The organism is Agrobacterium sp. GD03872, from assembly GCF_029840625.1.
Lineage (GTDB): Bacteria > Pseudomonadota > Alphaproteobacteria > Rhizobiales > Rhizobiaceae > Agrobacterium > Agrobacterium fabrum_A.
This window is the reverse complement of sequence record NZ_JAOCCY010000008.1, coordinates 159,606-173,017: the sequence shown is the minus strand read 5'-3', so window position 1 is coordinate 173,017 and position 13,412 is coordinate 159,606. Positions and strand designations below refer to the sequence as shown.

14 protein-coding genes are annotated in these 13,412 nt (G+C 61.4%); 4 read left to right on the top strand and 10 right to left on the bottom strand.

The window, feature by feature from the left end:
- The first annotated feature begins 102 nt into the window (after positions 1-102).
- The 3 genes from N5D22_RS18435 to N5D22_RS18425 are packed head-to-tail and all read left to right on the top strand — an operon-like array spanning position 103 to position 4,369.
- Positions 103-2,874, top strand: coding sequence for a DUF2339 domain-containing protein (locus N5D22_RS18435; protein WP_279658012.1), 2,772 nt, complete (start codon positions 103-105; stop codon positions 2,872-2,874).
- Positions 2,871-3,515 carry an HD domain-containing protein gene (locus N5D22_RS18430; RefSeq protein ID WP_279658013.1) on the top strand — a complete coding sequence of 215 codons (645 nt, stop codon included), beginning with the start codon at positions 2,871-2,873 and terminating at the stop codon, positions 3,513-3,515. Before N5D22_RS18435 ends, N5D22_RS18430 begins: the two co-directional genes overlap by 4 nt.
- 11 nt (positions 3,516-3,526) lie before the next feature.
- Positions 3,527-4,369 (top strand): MOSC domain-containing protein, encoded by an 843-nt coding sequence (locus tag N5D22_RS18425; protein WP_279658014.1) that lies wholly within the window; start codon positions 3,527-3,529, stop codon positions 4,367-4,369.
- A 123-nt stretch (positions 4,370-4,492) separates the two neighbouring features.
- Here the strand turns inward: N5D22_RS18425 and N5D22_RS18420 are convergent, their stop codons facing one another.
- On the bottom strand, positions 4,493-5,227 hold the full coding sequence (locus tag N5D22_RS18420; protein ID WP_279658095.1) for a class I SAM-dependent methyltransferase: 735 nt from the start codon (positions 5,225-5,227) through the stop codon (positions 4,493-4,495).
- Between the two features lie 179 nt (positions 5,228-5,406).
- On the opposite strand from N5D22_RS18420, the gene N5D22_RS18415 reads away from it, so the two are divergent.
- A complete protein-coding gene (locus N5D22_RS18415; RefSeq protein ID WP_279658015.1) occupies positions 5,407-6,621 on the top strand; it encodes an MFS transporter in 1,215 nt (404 codons plus the stop codon).
- Here N5D22_RS18415 and recO read toward each other — a convergent pair whose 3' ends face one another.
- From recO to N5D22_RS18370, 9 genes are all read right to left on the bottom strand, one after another.
- The gene (recO, locus tag N5D22_RS18410) at positions 6,622-7,401 is read right to left on the bottom strand and encodes a DNA repair protein RecO (RefSeq protein ID WP_279658016.1); all 780 of its coding nucleotides are present in this window, start codon (positions 7,399-7,401) and stop codon (positions 6,622-6,624) included.
- Between the two features lie 56 nt (positions 7,402-7,457).
- Positions 7,458-7,835 (bottom strand): response regulator, encoded by a 378-nt coding sequence (locus tag N5D22_RS18405; RefSeq protein WP_279658017.1) that lies wholly within the window; start codon positions 7,833-7,835, stop codon positions 7,458-7,460.
- Between the two features lie 138 nt (positions 7,836-7,973).
- Entirely contained in the window at positions 7,974-8,726 is a 753-nt protein-coding gene (locus tag N5D22_RS18400) for a Crp/Fnr family transcriptional regulator (protein ID WP_279658018.1), read from the bottom strand.
- Between the two features lie 261 nt (positions 8,727-8,987).
- Positions 8,988-9,929: a GTPase Era gene (gene era / locus N5D22_RS18395; RefSeq protein ID WP_279658019.1), complete on the bottom strand. Its 942-nt coding sequence runs from the start codon at positions 9,927-9,929 to the stop codon at positions 8,988-8,990.
- A gap of 91 nt (positions 9,930-10,020) precedes the next feature.
- Positions 10,021-10,734 (bottom strand): ribonuclease III, encoded by a 714-nt coding sequence (gene rnc / locus N5D22_RS18390; protein WP_279658020.1) that lies wholly within the window; start codon positions 10,732-10,734, stop codon positions 10,021-10,023.
- Positions 10,731-11,477 (bottom strand): signal peptidase I, encoded by a 747-nt coding sequence (lepB, locus tag N5D22_RS18385; protein ID WP_003496938.1) that lies wholly within the window; start codon positions 11,475-11,477, stop codon positions 10,731-10,733. Before lepB ends, rnc begins: the two co-directional genes overlap by 4 nt.
- Before the next feature lie 208 nt (positions 11,478-11,685).
- Positions 11,686-12,090: a holo-ACP synthase gene (acpS, locus tag N5D22_RS18380; protein WP_279658021.1), complete on the bottom strand. Its 405-nt coding sequence runs from the start codon at positions 12,088-12,090 to the stop codon at positions 11,686-11,688.
- The gene (locus N5D22_RS18375; RefSeq protein WP_279658022.1) at positions 12,087-12,665 is read right to left on the bottom strand and encodes a DUF2062 domain-containing protein; all 579 of its coding nucleotides are present in this window, start codon (positions 12,663-12,665) and stop codon (positions 12,087-12,089) included. Before N5D22_RS18375 ends, acpS begins: the two co-directional genes overlap by 4 nt.
- Positions 12,666-13,109: 444 nt before the next feature.
- Positions 13,110-13,256, bottom strand: coding sequence for a DUF3563 domain-containing protein (locus N5D22_RS18370; RefSeq protein ID WP_162180472.1), 147 nt, complete (start codon positions 13,254-13,256; stop codon positions 13,110-13,112).
- Positions 13,257-13,412: the final 156 nt, after the last annotated feature.

The window sequence follows — 13,412 nt, the reverse complement described above, 5'->3', positions numbered from 1 at the left end:
TGGCACACGCTCACTCACTCGCCACCCAACCATTCATCAACCGGGCCTTGCATAAATTCACCAAAAGGGCTTTAAAAACAGCTTCGTAATTGGAGAGTCCGTTTGGAAATCCCGCTGTTTATCCTCGCCCTCGTCGCGGCCTTCATCTACACGCTGGTCGCGAGCATCCGCAATTCAAGTCGAATCAAGTCGCTGGAACGGGAAGTTCTCAGTCTCAAGCGGCTGATGGCTGCGGGCGTGACGTCTCCTGTGGCGGCGCAGGCGGAGAGCGCGGAATCCACGGCAAAACCGGATTTCGAGGCGGAAGAGGAAAGCAGGACGCCTGCGGAAGACGCAGCCTTCCAGGCTGAATACGCCTCCGAACCCCAGGAAGCCGCCGCCATGGCGCAGGCGGAAGACGCCGTGCGCGAGGACGCACCTTCCGCTACTGCGAGCGAGAAGGTATCCGCACCGGCAACGAAAGAAAGCTTCGAAAGCCTGCTCGGCGCACGCTGGGCCGTCTGGGCCGGTGGGCTGGCGCTGGCGCTTGGCGGTATTTTCCTCGTCAAATATTCGATCGAGTCGGGGCTGCTCAGCCCGGCGGTCAGGCTGTCGCTCGCCGCCATTTTCGGCCTCGTCCTCGGAGTTGCCGGCGAGGCCGTCCGCCGCAAGGCGGTGCCGGGCATCGCCGCCACCTATTCCAACGCCATGATACCGGGCGTGCTGACGGCGGCCGGCGCCTTGACGCTGTTCGGCGTCGTCTATGCGGCCTATGGTATTTACGGCTATATCGGCCCCGGCATGGCTTTTGGCCTGCTCGGCCTCGTCGCCTTCGCCACCATCGGGCTTTCGCTGCTGCACGGGCAGGCGCTGGCCGGCCTCGGCCTTCTCGGCTCCATGTTGACGCCGGCGCTGATTTCCACGGAAACGCCGAATATCTGGGCGCTCTTCGTGTTCCTGACTATCTCCTGGCTGGCAACGGCGGCCGCGGCGCGCAGGCAGGGCTGGACCGTGGTTCCCTCTCTCGCCAATGCCGGCCTCGGCCTCTGGACGCTCGGCTATATCGGCTTTTCCGAAACGATCAGCGCCGAACCGCCAACGCTCGCCCTGCTCGTCATGCTGGCGGGAACCATATTCCTCTGGCCGGGCAAGACATTCGACACGCCGCCTGCCGAGACCGGCGAAACCGCCGCTCCCGAGCGGCGCGCCATCCGCGCCATGCGGCTTCTGCTGCGCCCGTCGCTCGCCCTCAATCTCACCGTCTCGATGGCCGTGATCCTGACGGCTATCGGTTTCCTCTTTGCCGATGGCGGTATCGACACCCATCCGGCGCTCATCGTTTCAGCGCTCATCGCCGCCCTTGCGGCCCTTGGCGCCGCCCGCCACTATGCGGTCTGGCCCGCCATTATCGCAGCGCTCGGTGCGCAGGCTGCCGTGTCGCTGATGTCGCGGCAGGGCATCGATTTTATCGGCCTTATCAACGATACGTCCGTGTCCCTTCCGCCCGTATCGGTCGGCTACACGGCGGAAATCGCGATGGCGCTCGGCCTCGGGACCGTCTTCGTGCTCTGCGCCTTCTCTTTCCTGAAACGCAAGGGCGCTGACGATGCGGATTTCGGCCAGCTCTGGGCCGGTATCGCAGCACTTTTCCCCGTCTGGCTCGCAACCGCAAGCTTTGTCGAATACGGCAATCTCGGCCGTGACTGGCTGCACGCCGCCTATGGCCTCGGCCTTGGACTGGTGTTGCTTGCCGGCGCCGAGTGGCTGCACCGGCAGAACAACGAGGCCTATCGCAAGCCGCTGAACATCCTCGTGCTCGGCTCCTTCGCCGCCTTCGCGCTTTGCCTGCACACGCTGACGCAGGGGCTTGCGACGACCGTGCTGCTCTCCGTCATCGGTTTCGTTTATGTGCTCGCGACACGTTACCGCAACTGGGATGTGCTGCCCTGGGTGATGGCGGTGGCAAGCGTTGCCATTCTCGGCCGCATCGCCTGGGAACCCACCATTGTCGGGCCGCAAAATCTTGGGCTCACGCCGGTCTTCAACGCGCTTCTGCCGGGTTACGGCATTCCCGCCCTGCTGGCCGTCGCCTCGGCCTGGCTGCTGCGCGACTGGCCGGGGGTCAGGGCGAAGAACTTCCTGCAGGCGATTGCCAGCGTCATGGGACTTCTCGCCGTCGCCATCCTAATCCGCCACGCGATGAATGGCGGCACGCTGGATGACAGCGTGCCGACGCTTGGCGAACAGTCGATCTACACGCTGCTGACCATCGGCTTCTCGGGCGTGTTGATGACGCTGGACCTGAAGAGCCCCAGCCCCGTCTTCCGTTACGGCTCGATGATTGCTGGCGTGATTGCCGTCATCAACGTGCTGACGATGCATTTCTTCACGCTCAACCCCTATTTCACCGGCGAAAATACCGGCAGCATCCCGTTCCTCAACCTGCTGTTGATCGGCTACCTGTTGCCGGCGCTCGCCTATGGCGGCCTTGCCTATTATGCGCGCGGAAAACGTCCGCCGCCCTATGTCAGCATGCTGGCGGTGGCCGGTGCGGCGCTCGGCTTTGCCTGGGCCACGCTTTCCGTGCGCCGTTTCTGGCAGGGCGAAAACATTGCCGACTGGAAGGGCTTTCTGCAGGGCGAGACCTACAGCTATTCGGTGGTCTGGCTGCTGATCGGCGTGTTGCTGCTGGTGCTCGGTTCGCGCTTTAATGCCCGCAGCCTGCGTCTTGCATCGGCCGCCTTCGTGCTGATCTCGGTTGCCAAGGCTTTCCTGATCGACATGAGCAATCTCGAAGGCGTGCTCAGGGCGCTGTCCTTCATCGGGCTCGGCGCGGTGCTGATCGGCATCGGCCTGTTCTACCAGAAAATCCTCACCCGGAAGCCGCAGGCATGATCGCGGCCGAGGCTTTCGCGCCCTATGCGGCGCTTGCGCAGGATTTGATACCGCACGCCGCCGATACGGGCGACGGCTCGCATGATCTTGCCCATATTCACCGCGTCTTCCGCAACGCCATGCGCATCCATGCGGGCGAAGGCGGCGATGGAACCGTGCTGGCGGCCAGCGTGCTCTTGCATGATTGCGTGGCGGTGGAGAAGAACTCGCCGCTCCGCGCGCAGGCCTCGCGGCTGGCGGCGGAAAAAGCCTCGGGCATTCTCGAGGCGCTCGGCTGGCAACGGCAGGATATCGACGCCGCCGCCCATGCCATCACCACCCACAGCTTTTCCGCCAATATCGAGCCGCAAACGCTGGAGGCGAAAATCCTTCAGGATGCCGACCGGCTGGACGCCATCGGCATGGTGGGGGCGGCGCGCTGCTTTTATATTGCCGGGCGCATGGGCTCGGCGCTTTACGACCCGGTCGACCCGCTGGCGAAAGAGCGGCCGCTTGACGACCGCGCCTTTGCCATCGACCATTTCGAAACCAAGCTGTTCAAGCTGGCCGACGGCTTTCGCACCGAGACGGGCCGGCAGATGGCCAAGGCCCGCCATGAGCGGCTGAAACAGGTGTTGGACCTGTTTCTCGACGAGATTTGAGGAGACCCGAGATGCGTGTGACCGAGCTCAACATCTACCCGCTGAAAAGCGCGCGCGGCATTCCCCTCTCCGAAAGCATCGTTTCGGCCGAAGGCCTGCCGGGCGACCGCCGCGCCATGCTGACCGACCCCACCGGCCATTTCATCACCCAGCGCGAATTGCCGGCCATCGCCACGGTTCTGGCCCGGCACGAGGATGGCGGCATGGCGCTTTTGCGGGAAGCGAATGGCGAGCTTCTCGCAAGACCTTCCGGAGAGCGCATGGATGTGGCGGTGTGGAAATCGATCGTCAGCGCCAATGTCGCCGATGCCGAGACCAACGATACGCTCTCGGCATGGCTGGGGCGCGAGGTGAAGCTGGTGTTCTTCGACGACGCCTCGAAACGCATTGCGAGCCTCGAATGGACCGGCAATGAAACGCCCGTCACTTTTGCCGACGGTTACCAGATACTCGTCACCACCACCGCCTCACTTGCCGCGCTGAACGACAATATGCGCGCCAATGGCGAGGACGCGGTCGGCATGGAGCGCTTCCGGCCCAATATCGTGCTCGATACGGACGAGCCATGGGCCGAGGACCGCTGGGCGGCCATCGAGATCGGCGGCATTCGCTTCGATCTCGTCAAACCCTGCGCCCGCTGCATCATGACCACGCAGGACCAGACGACCGGCTCCCGCGATGTGCCCTCCCCCATGAAAGCCATGGGCCGCATCCGCATGTCCGGAGACCGGCGCGTGCCCGGCCCGTTGTTCGGCTGGAACGTGACGCCGCGTGGCGAAGGCAGGCTGTCGGTCGGCGATGTGGCAAGGGTGATCGAGGAGAGGCCGGAAGGCTGGGCGATCAAGCGGCGGTAAGCTGCTGGTTCAGGTCAAACCGAACCCATAGCCACGGTGCAATGTTTTCATAGGCTTGCGAACCCTCTCTCCCTCATTCCCGTGCTTGTGACAGGGATGAGGAAAGGACGCAGCGTCATCCCGTCACGGCCTGTGCGCACTGACGATCAGGAAAATCGGACGGCGATCTTCGTGTCTGAGTTCCGGCCGCTCGGCCATCAAAGCAGGATCCGGCCTCGGTTCGGCCAGCCGCGTCAAAACAAATCCGGCAGCCAAGAGACCGTTGAGAAGGCCCGACACCGTGCGGTGATATTTGACGACATCGTCCGCCATCCAGTTGGAGTGGCGCACACCCTCGTTTTGATAGTTATCGAGCGGCCAGTGCAGGATTTCGCCATCCTCGCCGTAGAACCAGTCCTGTTTTTCCAGCGCGGTGAATACCGGATGTTCGATGGAAAAGACGAAATCGCCGCCGGATTTCAGCACGGCGAAAATCTTTGCGAATGCCCCGTCGAGATCGCGGACGTAATGCAGGGCGAGAGAGCTCAGCACCACATCGAAACTTTCCTGCGGAAAATCGATGTCTTCGATAGCGGCGCGACGGTATTCGATGCCGGGCCCGCCATTTATCTCGCCGGCGCGGCGCAGCATGTTCCCCGAGAGATCGACACCGACGACATGGGCCGCCCCCTGTTCCGCCGCATAACGGCAATGCCAGCCGAAACCGCAACCGAGATCGAGAAACTCCGTGCCTTTCAGATCCGGCAGCATGGCGCGCAATTCATGCCACTCGCCGGCCTGGCGCAGACCTTCCACGGAGCGCGGCATGGCGCTGTAACGCTCGAAAAACCCGGGATCGTCGTAGATATTCTGCTTCATCGCCGTCTCTCCGGTGGCGGGCATGTGGGCCATTCCATCAATCGCATGAATAATGGCCGTCAAGAAAAGTCGCTAGTGGGAGCGGCTGACAAAAGCTAATATTCACCCCATCAAAGCGGAATCCGCGGCAAGCCATGCGCCTTTTCCTCAAGGCGCGCCGCCGCGATGGGGGAATATTCATGTCGCAAGCCACACGCCAGACCATGCCCTGGCTGATTATCGCCGCCGGGTCGCTGATCGCGGTCATGACCTTCGGTCCCCGGTCGGCCATGGGCTTTTTCCAGCTGCCGATGCTCGCCAATACCGGCTGGGACCGTTCCACCTTCGGTCTCGCCATGGCCCTGCAGAACCTCTTCTGGGGTCTCGGCCAACCCTTCTTCGGCGCCATCGCCGATAAATACGGCACCGGCCGCGTGCTTGTGCTCTCAGGCTTTCTTTATGCGGCCGGCCTCATCTGCATGTCCTTCGGCACTTCGCCCTTCTGGCTGCATTTCGGCGGCGGCGTTCTCGTCGGGCTCGGCATCGCCGCCGGTTCCTTCAGCGTCATCCTTTCGGCCTTTGCACGCCATGTCACGCCACAGCAGCGCTCGCTCGCCTTCGGCATCGGCACGGCTGCGGGCTCGGCCGGCATGTTCCTGTTCGCGCCGATCAGCCAGGGACTGATTTCCGCCTATGGCTGGTCGGACAGCCTCGTCTGGCTTGCCGTCATGATGATGCTGGTGCCGCTGCTCGCCTTTCCGATGCGCGGCAACTCCTCTTCCGGCAACCAGTCGCAGACGCAGTTCCAGCAGACGGCGGGCGAAGCGCTGAGGGAGGCGCTCGGCCACAAGAGCTATCTTCTGTTGACGACAGGCTTTTTCGTCTGCGGTTTTCAGGTGGCCTTCATCACCGCGCATTTTCCGGCCTATCTCGGCGATATCGGCATCGAACCGCGTTATGCGGTTATTGCCATGGCGCTGATCGGCTTCTTCAACATCATCGGGTCGCTTGCCGCCGGCGTCATCGCCCAGCGTTATTCGAAACCCTATATGCTGGCCTATATCTATATCGCCCGCTCGGTCGCCGTTACGGCCTTCCTGCTCCTGCCGCAATCGCCGCTCTCGGTCATCCTCTTTGCGGCCGTCATGGGCATCCTCTGGCTTTCCACCGTGCCGCCCACCAACGCGCTGGTGGCGATCATGTTCGGCACGCGCCATCTCGGCATGCTCGGCGGCGTCGTGTTCCTGTCGCACCAGATCGGTTCGTTCCTCGGCGTCTGGCTCGGCGGCTTCCTTTACGACAGGCTGGGTTCCTATGATCTCGTCTGGTGGCTGGGCGTCGGCATGGGGATCTTTGCGGCCATCGTGCATTGGCCCATTCAGGAGCGGCCGGCCCCGCGGCCCGCAATGGCCTAGTCAGACAGCCTTATCGAGCGCGGGCGGCATCGCCCTGCCCTCAATAGCCCGGCCTTCCAGCGCCTTCAGCGCCGCCTGCACGAAACCGTCGCGGGCGGCGTTTTCGTTGAGGCCACGCGGATCGTAGACATGCCGGTTGAGGAAATGAGCGGTGAGGCGGAAAGCCGCCGCAAGGCTGTCAGGATCGGCGGCCCTGGACTGGCCCTCTCCGAGAAAGGCAGGAAGCGAAAGCATCCGTTCCGCATAGGGCGCACCCGCCGTGCGGCAAACCGCCCTGCCCGTTTTCGGCGATACATAGATGAGATCGGTGCGCAGCCCCGTCGCCGCACATTCGGTAAGGTCGAGGCCGAAACCGAGTTCGTTCAGCACCGCCAATTCGAAGCGCACGAACAATTCCCCGGCATCGACCGGGTCATGCAGATTGTCGAGAATGATATCCAGCGCCTGATAGAGATGCGGGTGCGGATCGCGCTCCGGCAGAAGCCTGAGAAGAGCGCCCATGGCCTGCACGCCATAAACGGCGGTCGCCGTTTCCATCAGCTGCGCAGCGCGCAATTGCAGCGGCTCCATGCGGAATTCACCCAGATGATCGTGAAGCCGCGCCCGCCAGATGACATCCACCCGGTTTCCCGCCTGAAGCACCGGCTGCATGCTGCGGGATCGGCCGGAGCGCACCAGCCCCAGATGGCGGCCACGCGAAGGGGTCATCACCTCGGCGATGACACTCGTCTCGCCATGGCGTTTGACGCCGAGAATGATTGCCTCTTCCTGCCACTGCATGAAACGCGTCCGAATTTCGATTCAGGGCCAATCATACCCGATCTGACGGCGAAACGTTATTCTTTTACCGCGCCATCGACCGTGCCGACGAGGTTGAGGACGAAATCGACAATTTCGTTTTCTCCGAAGGGCTTGCCGAGCAACGGCGCGTGCATGAGATCTTCCGGAAAACCCGTCGTGTCGCCATAACCGCTGACGAAACCGAAGGGAATGGCCGCATCGCGCAGCCCGCGCGCGAAATCGTAGCTCTTGCCGTCGGTAAGGCTGACATCGAGAAGCACGCAATCGGCGCCGCCTTCTTCGACGGCCTGCCGCGCCTGCGCAAGCGTGGTGGCGATGACGACGGTTCCCACTCCCATGGACTGGAGAACCGCTTCGACATCGAGCGCCACCAGATATTCATCCTCAACGATGATAACCCGCTGCGGCACCATATGTTTTCTTCTTCCCAAAAAAATAGGACCGCAAGGCTCGAAGCTGCGGTCTCCGACATGATTCTCCAGTGAGATATCACGACAGGAGTCGCAAATTACGGCCCCAGCGTCATTTAAAAAAGACATGTACAAGGAAGATCAGATGAATGGTCTCTGCCGCTTTTCATCGCTTTCCCAGCCCGCCACGTTGGTCAAGCCCGCATCGTCAAGCACCAGACAGCCCTTGTCCGTCCAGCGGATGAGACCGCGATCGACGAGCTTTCTCAAGGTCTTGTTGGTGTGAACGATGGACAGGCCAAGTGTGTCGGCAACGTGTTGCTGGGTGACCGGGATCGGTGTTTCGCCGAGGATGAGATTGACCGCTTTCGCCTTGCGATAAAGAAACGCGATCAGATAGGCAGCGCGCTCCAGCGCGGTGCGCCGGCCGATACTGAGGAGGTGGCTGTCGAGCATGCGCTCCTCGCTCGCCGCGATCCAGGTCAGGTCATAGGCAAGCGTCGGATGATCGGCGAAGAGATTGTTGAGGCGCGAGCGCTCGAAGACGCAGAGCGTCACCGGCGACAGCGCCTCCACCGAATGCTGCATTTCCCCCATCACCGTGCCCTGCAGACCGACGAGATCGCCCGGCATCACGTAATTGAGGATCTGCCGTCGACCGTCCTCCAGCGTCTTGTAACGGAAAGCCCAGCCTTCGAGAACGGTATAGAGATGGGCGCTGTGCGAGCCTTCCATCAGGATGACGGAACCGCTTTCCACCGCGAGTTCGCCCGTCTTGAAACGTGAGACGAAATCGAGTTCGGAAGAGGAAAAATCCCGGAAATGCGGCAGGTCGCGCAGGGGACATTGCTGGCAGGGGGTGGTGGAAATGCCGTTCGGTTTTTTTGGCGACATGAATATCCGTCATCGAAAAAGGTTGCGCCCAATTGTTTTGGAACAACCCGCCCGAACGTATTCGGTTCCCGATGCTGGGTGAAGATATTCAGTTCGTTCTTTGTGCGTCGTTCCGTTTCCCCCACTCCCCCTCATTCCTGTGCTCGTCACAGGAATCCAGCCACCGCGCGTCTGCGCGGCGAGAGGACTCTTTCCAGCCCAAGGACTTGGGCTGGCTGGATCCCTGTGACAGGCACAGGGATGAGGGAGGATGCCTGCGCGTTACCCCCGCGGGAACTCCAGTCCCATTTCGCGGAAGCGCTCGGGGTCGTCGCCCCAGTTCTCGCGCACCTTGACGAACAGGAAGAGATGCACCGGCTGTTCGAGGATTTCCGACAGCTCCTTGCGCGAGGCGGTGGAGATGGCCTTGATCGCATCGCCGTTCTTGCCCAGCGCAATCTTCTTCTGGCTGTCGCGCTCGACATAGATCACCTGCTCGATGCGCACGGAGCCGTCCTTGCGCTCTTCCCACTTTTCCGTCTCGACATGCGAGGCATAGGGAAGTTCCTGATGCAGGCGCAGGAACAGTTTTTCGCGGGTGATTTCGGCGGCGAGCTGGCGCATCGGCAGGTCGGAAATCTGGTCTTCCGGATAATACCACGGACCTTCCGGCAGTTCGGCGGCCAGATAGTTCATCAGGTCCTCGCAGCCAGAACCATTGGTCGCCGAGATCATGAAGGTGCGGTCGAAGGCGACCGTCTCATTGGCGGCGGCGGCAAGCTTCAGCAGGTCTTCGCGCTTCACCTGGTCGATCTTGTTGAGGCAGAGGATCTTCTTCTGCGGGACATCCTTCAGACCTTCGAGAATGGTTTCCGCATCGCCCTTCAGGCCGCGTTCGCTGTCGATCAGCAGCAGGATGAGATCGGCATCCTTCGCGCCGCCCCAGGCGGAGGTGACCATGGCGCGGTCCAGCCGGCGGCGCGGCTTGAAGATGCCGGGCGTATCCATGAAGACGATCTGGGCATTGTCGTGAATGGCGATGCCGCGCATCACGGCGCGCGTCGTCTGCACCTTGTGGCTGACGATCGAGACCTTGGCGCCCACCAGCCGGTTGACCAGCGTCGACTTGCCGGCATTGGTCGGGCCGATGAGGGCGACGAAGCCGGAGCGGGTCGGAAGGGCATTGTCTTCGCCTTCAATGGCGGGGTTTTCGTGATCGGTCATGATATCCATTCAAGGTCAGAGGTATTCAACATGCGGCCAAAGGGTCCGCCATGCGCTCGATTTTCAGCAGCCGGTTTGCCGGGCGCTCAGTTCAGGTGGAGGATTTCTGCCAGACGCCTTCGCGTTCCAGCAATCTGGTTGCCGCCACCTGTTCGGCCGCGCGCTTGGAGCGCTCGACACCGGTTTCCGGCTTCACGCCGGGAATTTCGACAGTCACCGTAAAGCGTGGATCGTGATCCGGTCCGGAACGATCGTCAACCCGGTAAGAGGGCGTCACCGCAAATCTGGCATGCGCCCATTCCTGCAACTCCGTCTTGGCGTCGCGGCGTCCGGCATCCACGCTGGTTGCGCGGCCCTGCCAGTATTTCAGAATGAATTTGCGCGACGCCTCCAGCCCGCCATCCAGATAGATGGTGGCGATCAGGCTTTCGACGACATCGGCGCGCACATTCAGCATCGCCTTGCCGGTCAGTTTCTTCACGTCCGATCCGGTGCGGATGAAATTGTGCAGGCCCATCTCGTCGCCGATAGAGGCGCAGGATTCGGCGCTGACGAGCTGGTTCAGGCGGACCGACAATTCGCCTTCGGTGGCGTTGCGGAAGGTGGAGAACAGCAGTTCCGCCACGCAGAGACCGAGAACGCGGTCGCCCAAGAATTCCAGCCGCTCGTAATTGCCGGCCGCCGCCGAGCGGGCGCTGGCATGGGTCAAGGCCCGGTCGAGCCGGGCCTTTTCCTTGAACTCATATCCGATCAACGCTTCCAGACGGGAGATTTCATCCGCCGAAAGCGGCTTGCTCTTGCTCATTCCACAACCTTGAAGAGGCGGTCCCAACGCATGTTGGCCGGCCATTCCCAAATGCGGCTGAACGGCGTGTCATTGCCCAGCGAGAAGAAGATGACGCTGGCGCGGCCGATCAGGTTTTCTTCCGGTACGAAACCGACGTCGAAACGGCTGTCGAGCGAATTGTCTCTGTTGTCGCCCATCATGAAATAATGGCCTTCCGGCACCACGAATTCGCGGGTGTTGTCGCCACGAGAATCGGGCGACTGGTCGAGCGTGTCATAGGTGACGCCATTGTCGAGCGTTTCACGGAAGACCGGCACATTGGCGCCCGGATCGGCGCGATAATCGGAGGTAAAGGTGCCGTCGGGCTGCTTCGGCACCGGCTGGCCGTTGATGAACAGCACGCCGTTGGTCACCTGGATGCGGTCCCCCGGCAGGCCGACGAGGCGCTTGATGTAATCGACTTCAGGATTGGGCGGCAGGCGGAAGACCACGACATCGCCGCGCTTCGGCTTGCTGAATTCGAGAATACGGCCGGAGAAGAGGTTCGGCGAGAAAGGCAGCGAATATTTCGAATAGCCGTAGGAGAACTTGTTGACGAAAAGATAGTCGCCAACCAGCAGCGTCGGCATCATCGAGCCCGATGGGATCGTGAAGGGCTGAAACAGCACGGTGCGGATGACCATGGCCAGCAGCAGCGCCTGAATGATGACCTTGACGTTCTCCCAGAGGGCGTTCTGCTTCTTCTCAGCTTTTTCGGACACTTAAAGACCTGCCTGATTGTTTCCCGGCTTCTTCGACTTTGCGAAGGCTTCCGGGCCGTTGTTTGTCGCGCCTGCGGCGGGTGAAGCGGTTTCACACAGCCGGCAACGCTTTCATATTTCTGCGACTTCTCTAGAACCTTTCCAGCCCGAAGGGAAGCGCTTCTGTGTCGCGCCTGCAAATAGAGCGGCAATGCGGCAGCACCGCGCCTTAACCGTTCACGGGAAGCGCCTCGATAATCACAAATGCCTGAGCATAGGGAAAGTCGTCCGTGATCGTCAGATGAATATTGGCGCGGTGGCAGGCGGGCAGCAGCGCCGCCAGCCTTTCCCCTGCCCCATTGGTCAACAGCATGGTCGGCTTGCCGCCCGGCAGGTTGACGACGCCCATGTCCTTCCAGAAAACGCCGTTCGCAAGGCCAGTCCCCAGCGCCTTGGAACAGGCTTCCTTGGCGGCGAAACGCTTGGCATAGGAAGCGGCGCGGTTCTTGCGGCCATCCGACTTGGCCCGCTCGATATCGGTGAAACAGCGATGGGTGAAGCGCTCGCCGAAACGTTCGATCGATTTTTCAACGCGGCGGATATCGATCAGGTCGCTGCCCAATCCAATGATCATTTCAACATCTCCAGAGAAGCGTTCCTGTTGGCGGCGCGGTGCGCGAGATTTTCCATCTTGCGGCGCTGGAAGCCGCTGATGAGGCCGTAGACGGCGATATAGGCGATGACGGCGCTGACAAGGGCGGGGAAAAACGCGCCGATGATCATGGGTTCCAGCACCGGCGTCCATATCTGCCGGAATTCGAGATGGCTGAACAGCGCCACGAAATCCACATGCGCGGCGCTCTCGGTCTGCTGGCGGCCGAGGATGAAGTGCCCCAGCTCCCAGGTGGATGCCCAGATGAAGGGAAATGTCAGCGGATTGGCGAAGGTGGTGCCGAGCGCGGCGGCGACGAGATTGACGCGCGCGAGGAAACCAAGCGCCATGGCGATGATGATATGGACGCCGAGAAAAGGCGTCCATGCGACGCCGATACCAATGGCGACACCGGCGGCAACCGAATGCGGAGAGGCGGAAAGCCTGAGAAGACGCAGCTTCATATAGCGCAGCGAACGGGAAAAACCCGTGCGCGGCCAGAAGAGGTCGCGAATCTTCTCTGAAAAACCAACGGGTTCACGGCGACGAAACGGCATAGGGGCAGTTTATTTCATCGACCGGGCTGAGCCAAGAGCATCCTAAACGGTGCGGAGATATTTTGCAGGCGTATTTTCTTCCGTCATTCCGGCCTTAGCTGGCATTCCGCCAATACTGCGCGGCGTCACCAGGTGAATACGAACCTTGCCGGACACTCTGACGTCATCCTCGGGCTCGTCCCGAGGATCTGCAACCGATTGATTTAATTCGACGTGATTAGATCTTTGGGACAAGCCCAAGGATGACGTCGGGGAAATACGCACCCTCTCGCCGTCAACGTCGCTTCAAAAGCAACATGTCCTGTCATCTAGATCGGACAGCGGCGGACGCCCGCTTGAAGCGCGCATTCACATAGTTTTGCGAGACACAGCAATACACAGGCCCATACGGCTGCACCTGCTTGCTCCATACGCATGGCGATTGGCTGCCATGCGCTGTGTGCATTACCGGCGGAACAGGCCGCGGTCGATTTCGCGCTGGCGGAATTCCAGGTCGACATTCGACACGGAGGCGCTGAGATATTCGAATTCGCGTTCCTGGGTGGTCTTGCCACGAACGGCGCGGGCGATCTTGCGAAGCGGAGTAAACATGATTTCTGGTCCTTTCGGTTTGGAGCGGCGTTTCTCATCGGTGTTCATCCACCGGCACGCCGCATTTCCTTCTCTTCAATTTCTGAGATGAAAATAGTCGCAAACCGCCTCCACCACCAGAGACAGGAAAAGGCCGCTGCCATGCGCTCAATGCAT

What these genes read in the sequence shown, in the direction of transcription:
- N5D22_RS18375 (WP_279658022.1), bottom strand. Translation starts at nt 12,665, where the DNA reads ATGCCGTTTCGTCGCCGTGAACCCGTTGGTTTTTCAGAGAAGATTCGC.
- rnc (WP_279658020.1), bottom strand. Translation starts at nt 10,734, where the DNA reads ATGAGCAAGAGCAAGCCGCTTTCGGCGGATGAAATCTCCCGTCTGGAA.
- N5D22_RS18420 (WP_279658095.1), bottom strand. Translation starts at nt 5,227, where the DNA reads ATGAAGCAGAATATCTACGACGATCCCGGGTTTTTCGAGCGTTACAGC.
- N5D22_RS18400 (WP_279658018.1), bottom strand. Translation starts at nt 8,726, where the DNA reads ATGTCGCCAAAAAAACCGAACGGCATTTCCACCACCCCCTGCCAGCAA.
- N5D22_RS18405 (WP_279658017.1), bottom strand. Translation starts at nt 7,835, where the DNA reads ATGGTGCCGCAGCGGGTTATCATCGTTGAGGATGAATATCTGGTGGCG.
- acpS (WP_279658021.1), bottom strand. Translation starts at nt 12,090, where the DNA reads ATGATCATTGGATTGGGCAGCGACCTGATCGATATCCGCCGCGTTGAA.
- N5D22_RS18415 (WP_279658015.1), top strand. Translation starts at nt 5,407, where the DNA reads ATGTCGCAAGCCACACGCCAGACCATGCCCTGGCTGATTATCGCCGCC.
- N5D22_RS18370 (WP_162180472.1), bottom strand. Translation starts at nt 13,256, where the DNA reads ATGTTTACTCCGCTTCGCAAGATCGCCCGCGCCGTTCGTGGCAAGACC.
- era (WP_279658019.1), bottom strand. Translation starts at nt 9,929, where the DNA reads ATGACCGATCACGAAAACCCCGCCATTGAAGGCGAAGACAATGCCCTT.
- N5D22_RS18425 (WP_279658014.1), top strand. Translation starts at nt 3,527, where the DNA reads ATGCGTGTGACCGAGCTCAACATCTACCCGCTGAAAAGCGCGCGCGGC.
- N5D22_RS18430 (WP_279658013.1), top strand. Translation starts at nt 2,871, where the DNA reads ATGATCGCGGCCGAGGCTTTCGCGCCCTATGCGGCGCTTGCGCAGGAT.
- recO (WP_279658016.1), bottom strand. Translation starts at nt 7,401, where the DNA reads ATGCAGTGGCAGGAAGAGGCAATCATTCTCGGCGTCAAACGCCATGGC.